This is a genomic window from Arthrobacter sp. efr-133-TYG-120 (assembly GCF_030209785.1).
Lineage (GTDB): Bacteria > Actinomycetota > Actinomycetes > Actinomycetales > Micrococcaceae > Arthrobacter.
Map to the genome: position 1 here is coordinate 77,431 of NZ_JARVRI010000013.1, position 19,036 is coordinate 96,466.

A 19,036-nucleotide genomic window follows, 5' to 3' on the forward strand; every position below is an offset into this window, starting at 1 on the left:
GCATCGCCCCCGGGACGGGAATCCGTTGTTAAAACCGGGCAGGACCGGTGGACATGTCCACCGGTCCTGCCGCGTGTTTGCCGGTTCAGGCTACTCGGCGGAAACTTCAGCCTCTTCGGCGGGAGCTTCCTCGGAGACGGCGCCTTCTTCCTCGGCCACAACCGGGGAGAGGGAGAGCTTGCCGCGGTCGTCGATCTTGGTGATCTCGACCTGGATCTTCTGGCCCACGGAGACGACGTCGTCGACGTTGTCCACGCGCTTGCCGCTGGCCAGCTTGCGCAGCTCGGAGATGTGCAGCAGGCCGTCCTTGCCCGGGGTCAGGGAAACGAACGCACCGAAGGTGGTGGTCTTGACGACCGTGCCCAGGTAACGCTCACCGATTTCCGGGATCTGCGGGTTGGCAATGGCGTTGATCGCGGCGCGGGCTGCTTCAGCAGACGGACCGTTGGTGGCGCCGATGTAGACGGTGCCGTCGTCCTCGATGGAGATGTCGGCGCCGGTGTCTTCCTGGATCTGGTTGATCATCTTGCCCTTGGGGCCGATGACCTCACCGATCTTGTCAACGGGGATGTTGACGGCGATCACGCGCGGTGCGAACTCGGAGAGCTCGTCCGGGGTGTCGATGGCGGCGTTGATGACGTCCAGGATGTGCAGGCGGGCTTCGCGGGCCTGCTTCAGGGCTGCGGCCAGGACCGATGCGGGGATGCCGTCGAGCTTCGTGTCCAGCTGGATGGCCGTGACGAACTCGGAAGTACCGGCAACCTTGAAGTCCATGTCGCCGAAAGCGTCTTCGGCGCCGAGGATGTCGGTCAGGGCAGCGTAGCGGGTCTGACCGTCAACCTGGTCGGAAACCAGGCCCATGGCGATACCGGCAACGGCGGCCTTCAGCGGCACGCCTGCGTTGAGCAGGGACAGCGTGGAAGCACAGACGGAACCCATCGACGTCGAACCGTTGGAGCCGAGGGCCTCGGACACCTGGCGGATGGCGTACGGGAATTCCTCGCGGGACGGCAGAACCGGAACCAGGGCGCGCTCTGCGAGTGCACCGTGGCCGATTTCGCGGCGCTTCGGGGAGCCGACGCGGCCGGTTTCACCGGTGGAGTACGGCGGGAAGTTGTAGTTGTGCATGTAGCGCTTGCGCGTGACAGGAGACAGCGAGTCGATCTGCTGTTCCATCTTGAGCATGTTCAGCGTGGTGACACCCATGATCTGGGTTTCTCCACGCTCGAAGATGGCGGAACCGTGAACGCGGGGCAGGACCTCTACCTCGGCGGTCAGCTGGCGGATGTCCGTCAGGCCGCGGCCGTCGATGCGGATCTGGTCCTTGAGGATGCGCTGGCGGACAACCTGCTTGGTCAAGGAGCGGAAGGCTGCGGACAGTTCCTTCTCGCGGCCCTCGAACTCGCCGGCGAGGGCGCCAAGGACTTCGTCCTTGAGTTCGTCGGAGGCGTTGTCGCGGTCCTGCTTGTCGGCGATCTGGAAGACAGCAGCAAGCTTCTCGGCAGCGGCGGCTTCAACAGCGGCGTAAACGTCGTCCTGGTAGTCCAGGAAGACCGGGAATTCAACCGTAGGCTTGGCAGCGCGGGCGGCCAGGTCAGCCTGGGCCTCGCACAGGGCCTTGATGAACGGTTTGGCAGCCTCGAGGCCCTCGGAAACGACCTCTTCGGTGGGAGCGGTGGCGCCCTGTTCCTTGATGAGGTTCCAGGAGTTGTCCGTGGCTTCGGCTTCAACCATCATGATGGCGACGTCGTCCCCGGCGATGCGGCCGGCAACAACCATGTTGAAGACGGCGTTCTCGAGCTGGGAGTGCTTCGGGAAGGCAACCCATTCGGTGCCCTGTTCGTCGGCGATGAGGGCAACGCGGACGCCGCCGATCGGGCCGGAGAACGGGAGGCCGGAGAGCTGGGTGGACATGGACGAGGCGTTGATGGCCACGACGTCGTAGAGCTCGTCCGGGTTGATCGCCAGGACGGTCACGACGATCTGGACCTCGTTGCGCAGGCCCTTGACGAACGCGGGACGCAGCGGGCGGTCCATGAGGCGGCAAGCAAGGATGGCTTCGGTGGACGGGCGGCCTTCACGGCGGAAGAACGAGCCCGGGATGCGGCCGGCGGCGTACATGCGCTCTTCGACGTCGACGGTCAGCGGGAAGAAGTCGAAGCCTTCACGCGGGGACTTTCCTGCGGTGGTTGCGGACAGCAGTGCGGTGTCTTCGTCGATGTAGACCATCGCGGCGCCGGCTGCCTGCTTGGCGAGGCGGCCGGTTTCGAAGCGGATTACACGCTTGCCGAAGCGGCCGTTGTCGATGATGGCTTCTGAGAACTGGATTTCGGGACCCTCCATTGAGAGTCACCTCCGTTTCTTGTTTAGCGGAAGTCCTCCCGCATCGACCCAGGCCAGCGTCTGTTCCTGGCCTGTACGACACCCGGTCATCGATCGAGACCCACGGGCTGTGCCTTCATCACAGAAGGCTGCTCCCGGGGATCACTACCGAGGACCGCGAATGCGCGATGCGGTTGAACTCCTGTTAAGTGTTGGATTTAGTTATGGAGAAAAGGCGGCCCGTTCCGCGGAGGATCGGGCCGCCCGAAGTCAAACTAGCGGCGCAGGCCGAGGCGCTCGATGAGCGCACGGTAGCGGGCAATGTCAGTCTTCTTGAGGTAGCCCAGCATGCGCTTGCGACGACCAACCATGGCCAGCAGACCGCGCTGGGTGTGGAAGTCGTGCTTGTGCTCCTTCATGTGCTCAGTCAGATCCTTGATCCGCTGAGTCAGGACTGCAATCTGGACCTCCGGCGAACCAGTGTCGCCCTTGGACGTTGCGTATGCCTCGATGATGGACTGCTTAACAGCGGCTTCAAGTGCCACGTGAACTCCTAGAGTTGTGCCGTGCGTCCCGATTCAGCGCCTCGCTGCCGGGTTGTAATGCGCCGATGACCGCACACAAAACAGGTCCAGCCGCCACGGACTGCAGCCGGATCCATCCCTCAGTTTACCGGCAGCCCGGCAATCTTGTCGAAAGCTGCCGTGTGACCCTCATCAAAGCCTCTTCAACGACGGCCGCCGCTCACTGCCCGATCTCAGTCCGGACGGCGAAAAGCTCAGGGAAGAACGTCAAGTCAAGGGCCTTCTTCAGGAAGGACACACCGCTCGAGCCTCCGGTTCCGGTCTTCATGCCGATGGTCCGCTGCACCGTGCGGAGGTGCCGGAAGCGCCACAATTGGAAGTTGTCTTCCAAGTCCACCAGTTCCTCGCACGCTTCGTACGCCGCCCAGTTGTCTACGGCATGTTCGTAGATGTGCTTGAAAAGAGGCAAGAGCTCGGGGGCGAACTCGTGGGCCTGGGTGACGTCCCGATCCAGGACGGACCGCGGAACCTCGTAGCCATGCCGGTCCAGGTAAGCCAGGAATTCGTCGTAGATGCTCGGGGCATTCAGGAGCTCCTCCAGCATGGTCCGGGACTCCGGATCCGATTCGAACACTGGCAGCATTTTGGCGTTCTTGTTGCCGAGGATGAACTCGACCGCGCGGTATTGGCTCGACTGGAAGCCGGAGGCATTGCCCAGGAAGCCACGGAACTGGGAGTACTCGGTGGGGGTGAGCGTTGCGAGCACCGACCATTGCTCGGTGAGCGTCTTCTGGATGTGCTTGACCCGGGCGATGGCCTTGAGCGCGGAGCCGAGGTCGTCCTGGCGGAGCCAGGCGGCCGCGCTGCGGAGTTCGTGCAGGACCAGCTTTAGCCAGAGCTCGGTGGTTTGGTGCTGGATGATGAACAGGAGTTCGTCATGGTGTTCAGGCTGGCTGACAGGTTGCTGGGCGCTGAGCAGCACGGGCAGCTGCAGGTAGGAGGCGTAGCTCATGCGTGAGCTGAAGTCCTTGACGATGCCTTCGTCGAGTGGCCGGGTGTTCTTCTCAACGCTCACGGTAGGGGGCTACTTGTCCAGCAGGAGATGGTGGGCTTGGACGACGTCCAGCCGCATCTGTTCCACCAGGGCCTCGGGTCCGCGGTAGGCCACCATGCCTCGCAGCCGCGCCGTAAATTCCACCACGACGGTCTGGCCGTAGAGGTTGAAGTCCTCCACCGCCTCCTCGGGGCGGTCGATCACGTGCGCTTCCACCTGGCGGCTCACGCCGTCGAACGTGGGGTTGGAACCCACTGAAATCGCGGCTGGCCAGCGGGTTCCGGATTCGTCCACGAGCCAGCCGGCGTAGATTCCGTCCGCCGGTACGTAGCCCGTGGCGCCGTGGTCGAGGTTTGCGGTCGGAAAGCCCAGGGCGCGTCCGCGCGCAGCGCCATGGACCACTTCGCCGCGCATCCTGTGCGGGCGGCCGAGGACGGCGGACGCGGTCTCGACGTCGCCTTCGGCAAGGGCCTCGCGCACCCAGGTGGAGGAACAGCGGCGGTCCGTGCCGCCGTCGTCGTGTACTGGAAAGCCTTCCGCGCCGAACTCGTTGACCACGTGGACGCCGAATCCGAGTTCCTTGCCCAATTCCTGCATGGTGCCGACGTCGCCGGAATTTCCCACGCCGAAACGAAGATCGTGGCCCACAACGACATGTGCTGCGTGAAGCCCGTCCAGCAGGACCTTGACGACGAATTCCTCGGGCGTCATGGCGGCAAGCGTGAGGTTGTATTTCATGACGAGGACGGCGTCCACGCCCGTGCCGGCCAGGGCATCGAGCTTGTCCTGCAGCCCCATGAGGAGCTCCGGCGCCGAGTCGGGCCGATGGACCAGTGCCGGGTGGGGATCGAAGGTCACGACGACGGACCGCGCACCGTGCTGCTTTGCCGTGCGCAACAGTTGCGTCAGCACTTGCTGGTGTCCGCGATGGACGCCGTCAAAGTTGCCGATGGTCACGACGCTGGGACCGAAATCCTCGGGGACCTCGGTGGGATCGTTCCAGATGTGGACCATCAACCTCGCCTTTTACTGCTGGTATTCACTATGCCCGGTGCCTGCTCCGGCGCCGGAATTCTCTAAGGTTACCCGCTATCCCACGGCGCCCTTGCCCGGTGGCGGAGCTCCGATTTCTACTGCGTGAGTGGTGCCGGACGCCGACGGTAGAGCCACAGTAGTCCCAGGACCGGCAGGATCAACGGCACAAAGCCGTATCCACGTCCGAACAAGGACCACACAGTGTCGTGCGGGAAAGCCACCGGATCGAAAAGGCTGATGGCGCCAACCACCACCACGCCGATCATCTCAACAAGGACGGCCGCGAGGGACACCTTGAACCACGTGCGGCCTGGCTTCGCGAGGGAGACCGTCGCCACGATGTACACCACGGCGGCGAAAGCCGAGAGGATGTGGGCCAAGGGAGCATCCGAGAACTTGGTCAGGATCTGGTAGCCGGCACGGGCCGTGGCCGAGATCGCGAACACCGCGTAGACCGCAATCAGCAGCCTCCCGGGCCCGGTGTTGCGGGTGTCCCGGTTCTTCTTCCCGGTGGTTTCAACAGTCACTTCGTGTGCTTCTTCCAATGTCAGTACCAGATCTGGTTCATGCGGGCCGCCATGACCAATGCGGTGACGCCCACGGCGCCCATGACGAAATTGCTCCAACGGGTCCGCTCCAGGATGGACCAGTACACCGCGACGACGGGGAGGATCAGCGCCGTGATGATGTAGCCCCAGAATTCCCAGGGCTCCCCCGCGATCTTTTCACCCATCGCCACGCGGATGATCGATCCCACCAGATAGACCAGCAGGACGAGTTCGACGGCGGCAACCGACAGTATGGTGACGTCGTTGGGGGCCTTCTTCATGATGCCGGCCGCGACGCAAATGATGGTGGACAACAGGCCCACTATCAGGACAGCGTAAAAGTATCCGTCCATGGTTACTGTGCCTGCTTTTCGTTGTCGGGGGCGAACACCAGGACGGGCTTGGCGAAGCTCCCCGCATCGGCCAACAGCGCCACCAGCTCCCCTGACGGAGAGAACGCGGCAGCCGGGTTCTCGGCGGTGGCCGCGCCGGCCGTGCCGGCAGCGGGTCCCGCGGCGATCCTGCGGCCAAAGGAGATTTCGGTGGTTTCGGCGTCGCTCAGTTCCCGGTTGGGCATGAGCGCCCGGGCGGCGGCGGACATGTCGAGGACTTCCAGTTCCTCGGCAAGCTGTTCGAGGGTGCGGGCTTGCTCCAGGGAGTACGGCCCCACGTGGGTGCGGCGCAGCGCCGTCAGATGGCCGCCGACGCCGAGAGCCTCGCCCAGGTCGCGTGCCAGCGCGCGGATGTAGGTGCCTGAGGAGCATTCGACGGTCACGTCGATGTCCACTATCCTGCCGTCGTCGACCCTCCGGATGGCGTGGATCTCGAAACGGTGGATGGTCACGGGCCGGGCGGCGAGCTTGACCTCTTGCCCCGAACGCACGCGCGCGTAGGACCGTTCGCCGTTGACCTTGATGGCGCTGACGCTGCTGGGGACCTGCTGGATCTCGCCGCTCAGCTGCGCGACGCCGGAACGGATGGCGTCCTCAGTGACTGCGGCGGCGCTGCGGCTTGCGGTGATGTCGCCCTCGGCATCGTCCGTGATGGTTGATTCACCGAGCCGGATGGTGGCGGAGTACGTCTTGGAGGTGCCCACGATGTAGGTCAGCAATCGCGTGGCCTTGTTGATGCCAAGCACAAGCACCCCCGTGGCCATGGGATCCAGGGTCCCCGCATGGCCCACTTTCCGGGTACCGGCCAGTCGCCGCATCCGTCCAACCACATCGTGGCTGGTCCATCCTTGCGGCTTGTCAACGATTACCAGTCCAGAAAGCACGCCTCCCAGTATATCCGCGCCGGGGCATGCATCCTGCGGCCCGCGGCTTCCCTGGACGCTCCGGGACCGCGGCTAAGATGGCTCCCATGCCTGAGCTTGCCGCACACGTCCGCGAAGTGCCCGTGAACCAGATCCGCGAGATCACCGAGGCGGCCTGGAGCACCCCCGGGGCGATCGTCCTCAGCATCGGCGAGCCGGGCTTCGCGCTGCCCCGGCACATCCTGGACGCGGGGATCGCGTGCCTGGACAGGGACGAGACCAACTACACCCCCAATGCCGGAATCCCGGCGCTGCGTGAAGCCTTCGCCGACCGCTTCCGTGCCCACAACCACGTGGATATCGGGGCGGAGCGCGTATATGTCGTGGACGGAGCCCAGCAGGGACTGCACTTCGCCATGAGCCTGCTCCTCTCCCCCGGCGACGAGATCCTGATTCCCAATCCGGGCTACCCGACTTTTGCCATGACAAGCCATTTGTTGCACGCCGTCCCGGTGCAGTATCCGCTCTACCCGGAGCACGAGTTCCAACCCCGCATCGAGGACATCGAGGCCCTGATCACGCCGCGCACCAAGGTATTGGTCCTGAATTCGCCGTCCAATCCCCTGGGCGCAGTGATCTGCGAGGAAACGACGCGCGAGCTCGTGGAATTGGCCGTCAAACACGATCTGTGGATCATTTCGGATGAATGCTACGAAGCCTTCACCTTCGACGTTCCGCACACGAGTCCCGCCCGCTTCGACAGCGCCGTTCCCGGGGAGGCCCGGGTCTTCACGTCCCTGACCTTGTCCAAAACGTACGGGCTGACGGGACTGCGGATCGGCGCACTCATTTGCCCGCCGGGCCTCGAACGGAAGATGAACAACGTCATGGAAGCGATCGTTTCCTGCGTGGCTTCGCCGTCCCAGTACGCTGCCGTCGCGGCGCTGACCGGCCCGCAGGACTATGTGGACACGGCGCGGGAGCACTACCGTTCCAACCGCGATGCCGCCTCGGCGGTGCTTGCCCGGAAGGGCATTCCCTTCCTGGGCGCCCAGGGAGCTTTCTATCTCTGGGCGGACGTCTCGCATGTGAGCGGCGGGGACGTGCGTGCCTGGGTGCGCACCTTCTTGGCAGACTCTGGAGTGGCCGTGGCACCGGGAACCGCGTTCGGTTCCATCGGCGAAGGATGGATCAGGATCGCTTTGTGCGGTGACCAGCAGCAACTGCTCGACGGCGTCGGGCGTCTCCCGGCGCGGACGTGAGCCTCAGTATTTGGTCCGGTTCTTGTGCCCGCGCCAGGCATCGAAGGGAGCCTCGGATGCAGGAACGTCAGTGTGTTGGACGGGCAGCAGGTCGGGCCTGTTGCCGTCGAAATATTCGTAGAACACGGCATCGTCGAAGCCTGCGGCCGCTGCCCCGTGCCGATCGGCGGCAAAGTAGACGCGGCTGACCCGGCCCCATAGGGCCGCCGAGAGGCACAAAGGGCACGGTTCGCAGCTTGAGTAGAGCACCGAGCCGCTGAGGTTGAAGCTCCCCAGTTCCGACGCGGCCCGCCGGATGGCCACTACTTCGGCGTGCGCTGTGGGGTCGTTGTCGCGGGTGACCCGGTTGACGCCGTCGTGGAGCCGTCCGTCCGGGGTGACCACGACGGCGCCGAAAGGGCCGCCGCCGTCGGCCACGTTTTGCACCGCGAGCCGCACGGCGTGTTCAAGGTAGTCTTCGGGACTCTGAGCTGCATCGTGGGCCGCCATGCTCCGATCTTAGCGACGGGCCAGCATTTTGGCCCGGCTTTTCACGGTTAAACACGCAGGACCGGATCCGGCAGTCGCGAGAACTGCGGATCCGGCCCCACCCGGGAAGCGCCGGACTATTTGCCGCCGTCTTCGTCGATATCTTCATCGGCACGGAGGTCGATGTCTTCTTCGTCAAAATCGTCTTCGTCGATGTCCGCATCCTGCGGGGCATCGCTCTTGTACGGGTCTGCGTCGCCGGCGTGCTTGGCGCCGGCGGCCAGGGCGGCCACCTCGGCGTCGCGCTGCTTGGCGGTGCGCAAGAGCTCCTCAAGGTTCGAGGCGTTGACCGGGATGAGGTCGGCAACGAATTCCAAGGTCGGAGTCAGCCGCACGGTGATGTTGCGGCCCACTTCCTGGCGCAAAACACCCTTGGCCTTCTCCAACGCCCGAACAGCATCAGAATGGGCGGCTTCGTCGCCGAAGACGGTGTAATACACGGTGGCGTGCTGAAGATCGTTGGTGACGCGGGCATCCGTAATAGTGATGCCCTCAACCCGAGGATCCTTGATCCGCCGGCCCAGTGCCTCAGCAACAACAACCTTAATCCGCTGCGCCAACTTGGCAGCGCGTGCCGGATCAGCCATTTCTACTCCTAAAATTTGCGTACGACGGCGCGGTGGCGTCTCGCGTACTTAAGTCAAAAAAATGCCACTCGCCAAAAAAGGCCCGAAACGGGCCGCGAGCTTCCCACTGAGGCCCGTGGAGCCGATATGGGGGGCCCGGGAGTGGCATCGGGCCTGCCGAAGCTGGGCGGCCGACGTCGTAAGACGTCAGCCGCCCAGCGTAGGGGCGGGGCCCCCATATCGGCGGAACGGGCCGGAGCCGCCCGAGAGCAGCACCGGCCTGCGACACCTTAGACGCGCGGCTTTTCGCGCATCTCGAAGGTCTCGATGATGTCACCTTCGTTGATGTCGTTGTACGAGCCAAGACCGATACCACACTCGAAGTCCGTGCGGACCTCGGTGGCGTCGTCCTTGAAGCGCTTGAGCGTCTCAACGGTGAGGTTGTCGCCGATGACCTTGCCATCGCGGCTGACGCGGGCCTTCGTGTTACGGCGGATGATGCCCGAGCGCACGATCGAACCGGCGATGTTTCCGAACTTGGAAGAACGGAAGACTTCGCGGACCTCGGCGGTACCGAGCTGGACTTCCTCGTACTCCGGCTTGAGCATGCCCTTGAGGGCCAGCTCGATGTCATCGATTGCCGAGTAGATGACGGAGTAGAAGCGCATGTCCACGCCTTCACGATCGGCCAGTTCAGCCACGCGCTCGGCGGGCTTGACGTTGAAGCCGATGATGATGGCGTTGTCCACCGTGGCGAGGTTGACGTCGTTCTGCGTGATGGCACCCACACCGCGGTGGATGACGCGCAGTTGAACGTCTTCGTCGCCCACATCGATCTTGAGCAGGGCGTCTTCGAGGGCTTCGACCGCACCGGAAACGTCACCCTTGAGGATGAGGTTGAGGGTGTCGATCTTGCCTTCGGCCACAGCCTTGTCGAAGTCCTCGAGGCTGATGCGCTTGCGGCGCTTGGCCAGTGCCGCGTTGCGGTCGGCTGCCTCGCGCTTTTCAGCGATCTGGCGGGCCGTACGCTCGTCGGAGGTCACCAGGAAGGTGTCGCCTGCACGCGGTACGTTGGACAGGCCCAGGACCTGGACCGGACGGGACGGGAGCGCGACGTCGAGGGCGTTGCCGTCTTCGTCGAACATGGCACGCACGCGGCCGTGGGCCGTACCGGCCACGATCGTGTCACCGACGGCCAGGGTACCGGACTGGACCAGGACGGTGGCCACGGAGCCGCGGCCCTTGTCCAGGTTCGCTTCGATGGCAATGCCTCGAGCGTCCTTGTCCGGGTTGGCGCGCAGGTCCAAAGCGGCGTCTGCGGTCAGCAGCACGGCGTCGATCAGTTCGTCAATGTTGATGTTCTGGCGGGCAGAAACCTCAACGAACATGGTGTCGCCACCGTATTCTTCGGGAACCAGGCCGTACTCGGTGAGCTGGCCCTTGACCTTGTCCGGGTTCGCACCTTCCTTGTCGATCTTGTTGACCGCGACGACGATCGGCACGTTGGCCGCTTGTGCGTGGTTGAGTGCTTCCACCGTCTGCGGCATGACGCCGTCGTCGGCTGCGACAACCAAGATGGCGATGTCGGTGACCTTGGCACCACGTGCACGCATGGCGGTGAACGCCTCGTGACCCGGGGTGTCAATGAAGGTGATGTCGCGCGGAGTGCCTTCGTGGACGTGGCTGATCTGGTAGGCACCGATGTGCTGCGTGATGCCGCCGTGTTCGCCGGCAACCACGTTGGTCTTCCGGATAGCGTCGAGCAATCGGGTCTTACCGTGGTCAACGTGACCCATGACGGTGACAACCGGCGGACGCGGTTCGAGGACGTCGTCGCCTTCGGCTTCCAGTTCGGCATCGAGATCGATGTCGAACGAGTCGAGGAGCTCGCGCTCTTCGTCTTCCGGAGAGACAACCTGTACCTTGTAGCCGAGTTCGGCGCCGAGCAGGCCGAAGGTGTCCTCGTCCAGCGACTGCGTAGCCGTTGCCATTTCACCGAGGTGGAACAGCACGGTCACCAGTGCAGCGGGGTTCGCCTCGATCTTGTCGGCGAAGTCCGTGATGGACGAGCCGCGACGGAGCCGGACTACGGTGTTGCCGTCGCCGCGGGGTACGGATACGCCACCCAGCGACGGAGCACTCATCTGCTCCAGTTCCTGACGCTTTGCACGCTTCGACTTGCGCTGCTTGCCGCGTCCTGCGCCACCCTTGCCGAAGGCACCTTGGGTACCGCCGCGTCCGCGGCCGCCCTTGCCGAAGCCACCGCCGGCGGGAGCTCCGCCACCGGTGCCGGCACCAGGAGCGCCACCCGGACGGCCGGGGCCGCCACCACCGGGACGGCCAGCGCCGCCCGGACGGCCTGCGCCACCGGGAGCGGGACGCTCGGTGCGGTTGGGCATCATGCCCGGGCTGGGACGGTTTCCTGCGGGGCCACCTGCCGGACGCGGAGCGCCCGGACGGGGAGCACCGGGGCGCGGAGCACCCGGACGCGGACCACCGGAACCGGCTGCGGGGCGGGGACCGCCTGCGCCGGCCGCGGGACGCGGACCGCCGGGACGCTCGCCGTCAGTGCGGCCACCGGAACGCGGCATGCCCTGCGAAGTTGCGAAGGGGTTGTTGCCCGGACGGGGAGGACGCTCGCCGTCGCCACGGCCGCGGGGCATGCCCTGCGAGGTCGCAAACGGGTTGTTGCCCGGACGGGGGCCGCCTGGCCGCGGTGCCTGGCTGCCCGGACGTGCCGGGGCAGGGGCTTCGGCCTTGGGTGCCGGACGGGCACCCGGTTTGGCGGAAACGGGGCTTGCTGCGGCTGCGGGAGCCGCAGGCGCCGCCGGGGCGGGGGTTTCAGCCTTGGGGGCTGGAACCGGAGCCTTGGGCGCAGCGGGGCCCGGAGCCGGGCGGGATGCTGCCGGTGCAGCAGGGGCAGCGGGTGCCGCGGGGGCTGCAACGCGAGGTGCTGCCGGGGCAGCGGCCTTCGCAGCGCCGGCGCCCGGATAGGCGTCGCGAAGCTTCTTCACGACCGGTGCCTCAATTGTCGAAGAGGCGGAGCGAACGAATTCGCCCAATTCCTGCAGTTTTGTCACTGCATCTTTGGAAGTAATACCGAGCTCTTTGGCGAGCTCATGTACGCGGACCTTGGCCACATTTCTCCTGTCTCGGTCCGCACCGAGCCAGGCACGAACCGTCTAATTCTTACTGCGGGCCCCTGCCGCTAACGCGGCGGATAGGCCCTGTGCAGAGCGCAACAAAGTTGTCATCGTTGCGCACTCATCGCTGGGAACTCATCGGGTTTCCATCAGTTTTCTGACCCGCTTTCAGGTTTGGACGGTTTTCCTGCTTTCACGTGGGTGTCCGCAGGGGGTATGACTGCCGCCAGGTAGCGTTCGACGGCGGTGACTTCACTTGCGCCCGCGAGGGCCCTAGCGAAAGCACGCCGTTTGCTTGCCAGCGTCAGGCACGTGGTGCTGGGGTGCAGCCACGCACCCCGGCCAGCCATCCGGCGTCGTTCATCCACCAGGACGACGGGTGACCCGCCGCCTTCGGCGACAAGCCGGATCAACTCGCTCCGCTTGCCTTGTTTCCGGCATCCGATGCAGGTGCGCACAGGCTGGTGCCTGGTGTGAAGCAGTTCAGTCACTGGGTGTATCAACCTGCCTCAGTGTCTTTGCCTGTCTTCTGCGGTTCTGCTTGGCTCGGCGCCCACCCTCGACTTGCCGGGATTATTGCCCCACAAGCCGCGAGCACGCCAAAGCGCACGGATACCGGGCATAGGCCCGGTTCCATCCATTCTAAGCCCCCGAGTGCCCGGCCACCGAATCCACAAGCTGCGGGGATCCGGGGCCGGGCACCGTTTGGTCTATTTAGTTGCCCTTGGCCGGAGTGGCGTCAGAGACGATGTCGATCCGCCAGCCGGTCAGCTTGGCTGCGAGGCGGGCGTTCTGGCCTTCCTTGCCGATGGCGAGGGAGAGCTGGTAGTCGGGAACAACCACGCGGGCCGAACGCGTGGCTTCGTCCGTGATAGTGACGGAATTCACGCGCGACGGCGAAAGGGAGTTGGCGATGAAGGTCGCCGGATCGTCGCTGAAGTCGACGATGTCGATCTTTTCGTCATTGAGTTCGGTCATGACCGCGCGGACGCGGGAACCCATTTCACCAATGCAGGCACCCTTGGCGTTGATGCCCGGGGTGTTGGCTTTGACGGCCATCTTGGTCCGGTGTCCGGCCTCGCGTGCCAATGCCACGATCTCGACGGATCGGTCCGCGATCTCCGGGACCTCCAGTTCGAAAAGCTTCCGTACAAGGCCCGGGTGTGAACGCGACAGCGTGATGGAGGGTCCCTTGGCGCCGCGGTGGACGTCCACCACAAACGCACGCAGGCGGTTGCCGTGGGTGTACTTCTCCCCCGGCACCTGCTCGGGCGGCGGCAACAGTGCTTCCACGGAACCGAGGTTCACCTGGATCATGTGCGGGTTGTTGCCCTGCTGGATCAGGCCGGCGACGAGTTCGCCTTCACGGCCCTTGAATTCGCCGAGGACGTTGTCGTCCTCGACGTCGCGCAGGCGCTGCAGGATGATTTGCCGCGCGGTGCTCGCCGCAATGCGGCCGAATCCGGCAGGAGTGTCCTCGAACTCGCCGATGGCTTCGCCGTCGTCGTCGATTTCCGTGGCCCAAATGGTCACGTGCCCGCTCTTGCGGTCCAGCTCCGCACGGGCCTTTTCGAAGGCGCCCGGCGTCTTGTGGTATGCCACCAGGAGCGCCTGCTCAATGGTGGGAATCAGGAGGTCCAGCGGGATTTCACGCTCACGCTCCAGGAGTCTCAGCGCACTCATGTCAATATCCATTAGGCCTCCTCGGAAGGTCCGTTGTACTCGTCTTCCAGCACGGCCTCGTTGAGGTGGCTGAACTCTATCTCGACTTTTCCTTGGCGGATCCTGTCGAAAGGAATCTTCACGGGTTCGCCCTGCTTGGGCTTCATGCCCTTCTTGACCTCTTGCTCGGGAACCAGCGTGACGCCGTCGTCGTCGACGGACTGGATGCGGCCCGTCAGGTTCTCTCCCTGGATCACGTTGACCTTGACCATGCGTCCGCGCGCCCGGTGCCAGTGGCGGGGCTCCGTGAGGGGGCGCCCGACGCCGGGCGAGGAGACCTCAAGGTCGTAGGGGCGGCCGTCGGTGCGGGGATCGTTGTCCAGGATGTCCGAGAGCGCCCTGGAGATTTCCGCGATGACGTCCAGGCTGACGCCGCCGGTTTCCTCCTGGGGCAGGTCGATGACCACGTGGACTACCCGGTGCGAACCGGCAACGTGGATGGCAACATCCTCAAGATAGAGCCGGCTCGCCAGGACGGCAGGCTCCAGAAGGGCCTTCAGCCTGCTCTCCTCGGGGTTGCGGACCTCGTGTTGTGCTGGACTCGTCGGATCCGTTCCAGCCTGGTCTGTTGAAGTCGTGGCTTCCGAATGACTCACTGGCCAGCCGCCTCCCGATAGATGATGTTGTGACTACTAGCTTAACGACATTTGCGGCGGCGTGGTGCACGGGGTCCCTCCGCGGGGACGCAAGTTGCCTGCGGGCGTGACACCATAGTCTGTTGTGAACCACGAGACTGTTGAGAAACCACGGAGCCATGGCTGGATGAGGACCCTCCTGCTGGCCTTCCTCGCAGTCCTCGTCCTCGGAGTCGGCGCCGTGCTTGTCCCGCGGGACGTTGGAAAGCCCCAGGCGGTGCCGTTTTCCGAAACTGCCCGTTCCGAAGCGCTCTCTTCGGCCGAGACGCTCCTGGGCAACGCATCGCTCCTGGAGAGCACCGAGACTGTGATGTTGCTTACAAGCCAGGCGCAGGCGCTGCTGCAACCTTCCGGCCCGTCGGCGTCGAGCACTCCCACGGCCACCCCCAGCCTCCGTGCCACGCAGGACCGCCCAACGCGGGCTGGCTTCGTCTCCGCGCTCTCCGCGAGCGCTTCCCGTCGCTTGGCGGACGCCGCGAATGCCGACGGCGGCATGGCCCGGCTGCTTGCCGCCGTCGGGACCGCCCAGCTGCTTGAGTCATCGCGGCTTGCCACGAACTGGGGCTTGCCGCTACCAGCGACCCCGCCCGGGGCGAGTGCCGCCCCGGCACCGCCGCCGAGCTGCCCTGCCTCAACGGGCACCTCGACGACGGCGCCGACACCCGGAACGGCGCCCACCCAGGCCAATCTGCCCGGAGCCCTTGCCGCCGTCGTCAGCTCCGAACAGGAGGCGATCTATGCGTACCAAGTGGCCCTGACCAAGCTGGACGCGAAGGCGTCGGCGACGGCAAGCACGTGGTTGGCGCGCCACCAGGAGCTGCTCCGCGGAGCGGAGGCCCAGGGCCGGCTGCACTGCATCGCCACGCCCCCGCGGGAAGCCGGCTATCGCCTGCCTGCGACTTTCGCCGCCAAACCCGGGCTGGCGCTCGGGAGCATGGAGTCCAGCTCGCTGACTGCCTACGCCGACCTCGTCGCGTTGTCGGAGGGCGAGACGCGCCAATGGGCGATCGACGGGCTCGTGGACGCCGCCAAACGCAGCCAGGCCTGGGGAACCCCGGTTGGTCCCTTCGCCGGCCTTGCGGTCGACGGCAAGGCGCTGCCCCCACTGCCGAGCGGCACTCCGGGTCCATAGGAAAGCCTTTCTTTGCTGGCGGCAGCAGATTCCAAGTGCTTGGCTTGTACCATGGCTTCCATCGAAACTGCAGCCCTGCACGAGAATGAACCACACGCCAACGACCTCGCCCACCGGCTCAACTGGCTCCGGGCAGGCGTCCTTGGCGCCAATGACGGAATCGTCTCCGTCGCCGCCATCGTGGTGGGTGTCGCCGGCGCCACCACGAACACCGGCGCGATCCTCACTGCCGGAGCCGCCGGACTCGTGGGCGGCGCGGTGTCCATGGCACTCGGCGAGTACGTCTCCGTCAGCAGCCAAAGTGACAGCCAAAAGGCCCTCATCGAGAAGGAACGCCGGGAGCTCGCCGAGGAACCCGAAGAAGAGCTCGCGGAATTGACTGCGATCTATGAGGCCAAGGGACTGCGGCCTGAAACAGCGCGGAAAGTGGCCGTGGAGTTGACGGAGCATGACGCCTTGGCGGCCCACCTTTCCGCCGAATTGAACATCGACGAGGACGACATCGTGAGCCCTTGGCATGCGGCCTTCGCGTCCGCCATTGCCTTCACCCTCGGCGCGGTACTGCCGATGCTCGCGATCCTGCTCCCGCCTCCGGGACTGCGTGTACCGCTGACCTTCATTTCCGTGCTGCTCGCCTTGGCCATCACGGGAGCGATCGGGGCGTGGATCGGCGGCAGCTCGAAGACCCGCGCCGCCGTGCGGGTCGTCATCGGCGGAGCCCTTGCGCTTGCTGCGACGTTCTTCATCGGAAGCCTCCTGGGCTCCTCCGGAGTGGTCTGAACCATCCCCGGACCGGCTTGGGTAGGCTGACAGTGATGTCTACCTTCGTTTCGATCCCTGGCGACCTCCAGGCACGCTACTCCCGCACAGCGGAGGGGCGGGCGTGGCTCTCAGGGTTGCCCGGACTGATCAATGCCAGCTTGGAACGCTGGCGGCTGTCCGTTGACCTGGAACCCGGCGGGCAACCTTGGAATGGCCACGGCGGCATCGTCATTCCGGTCCTCTACAACGGCGCCCGTTCGGTGCTCAAGATAGCGTTCCCGCACGAGGAGGCCCTCGTTGAACGGCACGCGCTGGCCCTGTGGGGCGGCACCGGGGCCGTCAGGATGCTCGACGCCGATGCCGCGTCCTGCGCGATGCTCCTGGAGCGGCTCGACGCCGTCAGTTGGTTACAGGGCGCCCCGATGGACGAAGCCCGCGACGTGTGGGGATCGCTCGTGAAGGAACTCAGCATCGAACCCGACGAGCGGCCCGAGTGGAAAGAGTTTGAGCATATAGCGGCACGTGCCGAGCGCTGGAGCGATGAGTTGCCGGCGGACTGGGAGCACCTTGGCCAGCCCTTCCCCCGATGGCTCCTGGAAGCCGCATTGGAGGTGTGCCAGACCCGGGGCGCTGTCGGACGGCGGGCGGGCAGGGACGTCCTGGTCCATTGCGACCTGCATTTCATGAACATCCTCCCCCACCTCAATGGCGCCCGGGCCGCCGGAAGGCGCGCATACGTGGCGATCGATCCGCAACCAAAGATCGGTGAGGCGGAGTTCGCCGTCGCCCCGATCTTGTGGAACCGTATCCGCGACCTCTCCACGACGGCCCCGGAGGTTGCGCTCCTGGAGCGTTGCGCGGATTTCAGCCGCGCGGCCGGCCTGGACGGCGAAGCGGCCCGCGAATGGAGCCTGGTTCGCGAGGTCGAAAACGCCCTGTGGTATGCCCGAAAGCCACGGCATGAGGGCGACCTTGCACGCTCCTTGTGGGTGGCCAGCACCCTCGCAGGACGTCCCTTGGACGGCCTGCCCGCCGCACACGACCTGCCCGAACCTGGACTGGCCGCCTCGAGCTAGCTTCAGGGCGCCGGAGGCCGTACCGTTCAGGCGCCACGCTTAGGCGGTGGCCGCCAGAGCATCCTTGATGGCCTGCACCGCGATATCCAGGTCTGCCGAGTCCGTGGACCAGTTGGTCACCGAGACTCGCAGGATATCCCTGCCCTGCCAGCGTGAACCGGACATCCAGACCCTCCCGTCGGCCATGATGAAGTCCGTCACGGCACGCGTCCTCTCGTCGGAACCGAAGGCCAGCGACAACTGCGTGAACACCACATCGTTGAGGACCTCGACGCCGGGCACCTCGGCAAGCCGCCTGGCCAGTTCCGCGGCACACTCGGCGCGCCCGGCGACAAGCTCCCGCACGCCATCCCCACCCAGGGAACGCAAGGCCGCCCATACCGGCACTCCCCTGGCCCGTCGGGAAAGCTCGGGTACCTTCTCCATGGGGTCGCCGGGGCCGTGGTCATCCTGCATCAAGTATTCGGCGTGCATGCCGATGGCGGATCGCAGGGCAGCAACGTCACGTACCACCACGATCCCGGCGTCGTACGGCACGTTGAGGGTCTTGTGGGCATCGGTTCCCCACGAATCGGCCAATCCGACGCCCTCCACCAGATGCCGCAGTCCCGGCACAGCGGCTGCCCACAGCCCGAAAGCCCCGTCAACATGGACCCACGCGCCATGATCCTTGGCAGCAGAAATCGCCTCGGGGAAAGGATCGAAGGCTCCGGAATGCAGGTTCCCGGCCTGGAGGCACACGATTGCCGGACCGGAACCGGACTCCAACGCAGTCCGAAGCGCGGCTGGGTCAATCCTTCCTTGATGGTCCGCCGCAACAACCTCCGGGGCCCCGAAGCCCAGGAAGCGCAAGGCCATGTCCAGGCTCTCGTGGCGCTCGGCCCCGACGAGGACACGAAGTTTCGGCGCGCCCTGGAGTCCCCCGGCGTTGACATCCCAGCCGACGGCGGCCAGCTGGCGCCATCGGGCCGCCGCGAGCGCCGTGAAGTTGGCCATGCTTGCGCCGGTCGCGAATCCGACGTCGGAGCCAACAGGTAGGCCGAGCAGCTCAAGGAGCCATTGCCCTGCCGCCTCTTCGATCCCGGCAGTGGCGGGTGTGGCAAAACGCAGTCCGGAGTTCTGGTCCCATGCGGAAACCATCCAGTCCGCAGCCATGCCTGCCGGCACCGTGCCGCCGATGACCCAACCGAAGAAACGCCCCGATTGCATGGCCATGAGCCCGGGCTCTGCATGTTCGGCAAGGAAATCAATGACCGAGGCCGCGTCCAGTCCGCTGGCCGGCAACGGTCCACCGAAGACTGCCGCGACGTCGTCAGCCGTGATGCTTGGCCGTACCGGCCGCCTGGGCAAGGCCCTCAACCACTCACGCGTATGCTCCCATGCACGTTCCAGTGCCTGCTCATAGTCGCCGGAATCGACCCACATGAGTGCATGCTACGCCCGGGGCTTCCCTGCGGCCATCGCTTGCGACG

The 19,036-nt window shown here is 65.4% G+C and carries 18 protein-coding genes; 4 read left to right on the forward strand and 14 right to left on the reverse strand.

Annotation, left to right across the window (positions count from 1 at the left end):
• Nucleotides 1–90 precede the first annotated feature (90 nt).
• The 7 genes from QRN51_RS07835 to truB all read right to left on the reverse strand — a co-directional run bounded on the left by QRN51_RS07835 (nucleotide 91) and on the right by truB (nucleotide 6,759).
• Nucleotides 91–2,343, reverse strand: a complete 2,253-nt coding sequence (locus QRN51_RS07835) for a polyribonucleotide nucleotidyltransferase (RefSeq protein WP_284989349.1) — start codon at nucleotides 2,341–2,343, stop codon at nucleotides 91–93.
• A 254-nt stretch (nucleotides 2,344–2,597) separates the two neighbouring features.
• Complete coding sequence (rpsO, locus tag QRN51_RS07840) at nucleotides 2,598–2,867, reverse strand: 30S ribosomal protein S15 (RefSeq protein WP_028266602.1); 270 nt, start codon at nucleotides 2,865–2,867, stop codon at nucleotides 2,598–2,600.
• 199 nt (nucleotides 2,868–3,066) lie between these two features.
• Nucleotides 3,067–3,921: a tryptophan 2,3-dioxygenase gene (gene kynA / locus QRN51_RS07845; RefSeq protein WP_284989350.1), complete on the reverse strand. Its 855-nt coding sequence runs from the start codon at nucleotides 3,919–3,921 to the stop codon at nucleotides 3,067–3,069.
• A gap of 9 nt (nucleotides 3,922–3,930) precedes the next feature.
• A complete protein-coding gene (locus QRN51_RS07850) occupies nucleotides 3,931–4,914 on the reverse strand; it encodes a bifunctional riboflavin kinase/FAD synthetase (protein ID WP_284989351.1) in 984 nt (327 codons plus the stop codon).
• Nucleotides 4,915–5,030: 116 nt separating this feature from the next.
• Nucleotides 5,031–5,480, reverse strand: a complete 450-nt coding sequence (locus tag QRN51_RS07855; RefSeq protein WP_441433213.1) for a hypothetical protein — start codon at nucleotides 5,478–5,480, stop codon at nucleotides 5,031–5,033.
• A 2-nt stretch (nucleotides 5,481–5,482) separates the two neighbouring features.
• Nucleotides 5,483–5,836, reverse strand: coding sequence for a hypothetical protein (locus QRN51_RS07860; protein WP_284989353.1), 354 nt, complete (start codon nucleotides 5,834–5,836; stop codon nucleotides 5,483–5,485).
• 2 nt (nucleotides 5,837–5,838) lie between these two features.
• The gene (truB, locus tag QRN51_RS07865; RefSeq protein WP_284989354.1) at nucleotides 5,839–6,759 is read right to left on the reverse strand and encodes a tRNA pseudouridine(55) synthase TruB; all 921 of its coding nucleotides are present in this window, start codon (nucleotides 6,757–6,759) and stop codon (nucleotides 5,839–5,841) included.
• A gap of 86 nt (nucleotides 6,760–6,845) precedes the next feature.
• Between truB and QRN51_RS07870 the strand changes: the two genes are divergently transcribed.
• Nucleotides 6,846–8,000 (forward strand): pyridoxal phosphate-dependent aminotransferase, encoded by a 1,155-nt coding sequence (locus tag QRN51_RS07870; protein ID WP_284989355.1) that lies wholly within the window; start codon nucleotides 6,846–6,848, stop codon nucleotides 7,998–8,000.
• 3 nt (nucleotides 8,001–8,003) lie between these two features.
• On the opposite strand, the gene QRN51_RS07875 is transcribed toward QRN51_RS07870, so the two are convergent.
• From QRN51_RS07875 to rimP, 6 genes are all read right to left on the reverse strand, one after another.
• On the reverse strand, nucleotides 8,004–8,489 hold the full coding sequence (locus QRN51_RS07875) for a nucleoside deaminase (protein WP_284989356.1): 486 nt from the start codon (nucleotides 8,487–8,489) through the stop codon (nucleotides 8,004–8,006).
• Between the two features lie 116 nt (nucleotides 8,490–8,605).
• Nucleotides 8,606–9,115, reverse strand: coding sequence for a 30S ribosome-binding factor RbfA (gene rbfA / locus QRN51_RS07880; RefSeq protein ID WP_236816645.1), 510 nt, complete (start codon nucleotides 9,113–9,115; stop codon nucleotides 8,606–8,608).
• Nucleotides 9,116–9,384: 269 nt separating this feature from the next.
• On the reverse strand, nucleotides 9,385–12,234 hold the full coding sequence (gene infB / locus QRN51_RS07885; protein WP_284989357.1) for a translation initiation factor IF-2: 2,850 nt from the start codon (nucleotides 12,232–12,234) through the stop codon (nucleotides 9,385–9,387).
• A 152-nt stretch (nucleotides 12,235–12,386) separates the two neighbouring features.
• Entirely contained in the window at nucleotides 12,387–12,728 is a 342-nt protein-coding gene (locus QRN51_RS07890; RefSeq protein ID WP_059387822.1) for a YlxR family protein, read from the reverse strand.
• A gap of 223 nt (nucleotides 12,729–12,951) precedes the next feature.
• A complete protein-coding gene (gene nusA / locus QRN51_RS07895) occupies nucleotides 12,952–13,932 on the reverse strand; it encodes a transcription termination factor NusA (protein ID WP_059387823.1) in 981 nt (326 codons plus the stop codon).
• The gene (gene rimP, locus QRN51_RS07900; protein ID WP_059387824.1) at nucleotides 13,932–14,555 is read right to left on the reverse strand and encodes a ribosome maturation factor RimP; all 624 of its coding nucleotides are present in this window, start codon (nucleotides 14,553–14,555) and stop codon (nucleotides 13,932–13,934) included. Before rimP ends, nusA begins: the two co-directional genes overlap by 1 nt.
• Before the next feature lie 166 nt (nucleotides 14,556–14,721).
• Between rimP and QRN51_RS07905 the strand changes: the two genes are divergently transcribed.
• Genes QRN51_RS07905 through QRN51_RS07915 form a run of 3 tightly spaced genes read left to right on the forward strand, consistent with a single transcriptional unit; the run spans nucleotide 14,722 to nucleotide 17,564 of the window.
• Nucleotides 14,722–15,726: a DUF4439 domain-containing protein gene (locus tag QRN51_RS07905; RefSeq protein ID WP_284989358.1), complete on the forward strand. Its 1,005-nt coding sequence runs from the start codon at nucleotides 14,722–14,724 to the stop codon at nucleotides 15,724–15,726.
• 51 nt (nucleotides 15,727–15,777) lie between these two features.
• Nucleotides 15,778–16,506, forward strand: a complete 729-nt coding sequence (locus QRN51_RS07910) for a VIT1/CCC1 transporter family protein (RefSeq protein ID WP_059387825.1) — start codon at nucleotides 15,778–15,780, stop codon at nucleotides 16,504–16,506.
• Between the two features lie 35 nt (nucleotides 16,507–16,541).
• Nucleotides 16,542–17,564, forward strand: coding sequence for an aminoglycoside phosphotransferase family protein (locus tag QRN51_RS07915; protein WP_284989359.1), 1,023 nt, complete (start codon nucleotides 16,542–16,544; stop codon nucleotides 17,562–17,564).
• A 39-nt stretch (nucleotides 17,565–17,603) separates the two neighbouring features.
• On the opposite strand, the gene QRN51_RS07920 is transcribed toward QRN51_RS07915, so the two are convergent.
• Nucleotides 17,604–18,989: a pyridoxal phosphate-dependent decarboxylase family protein gene (locus QRN51_RS07920; RefSeq protein ID WP_284989360.1), complete on the reverse strand. Its 1,386-nt coding sequence runs from the start codon at nucleotides 18,987–18,989 to the stop codon at nucleotides 17,604–17,606.
• Nucleotides 18,990–19,036 lie beyond the last annotated feature (47 nt).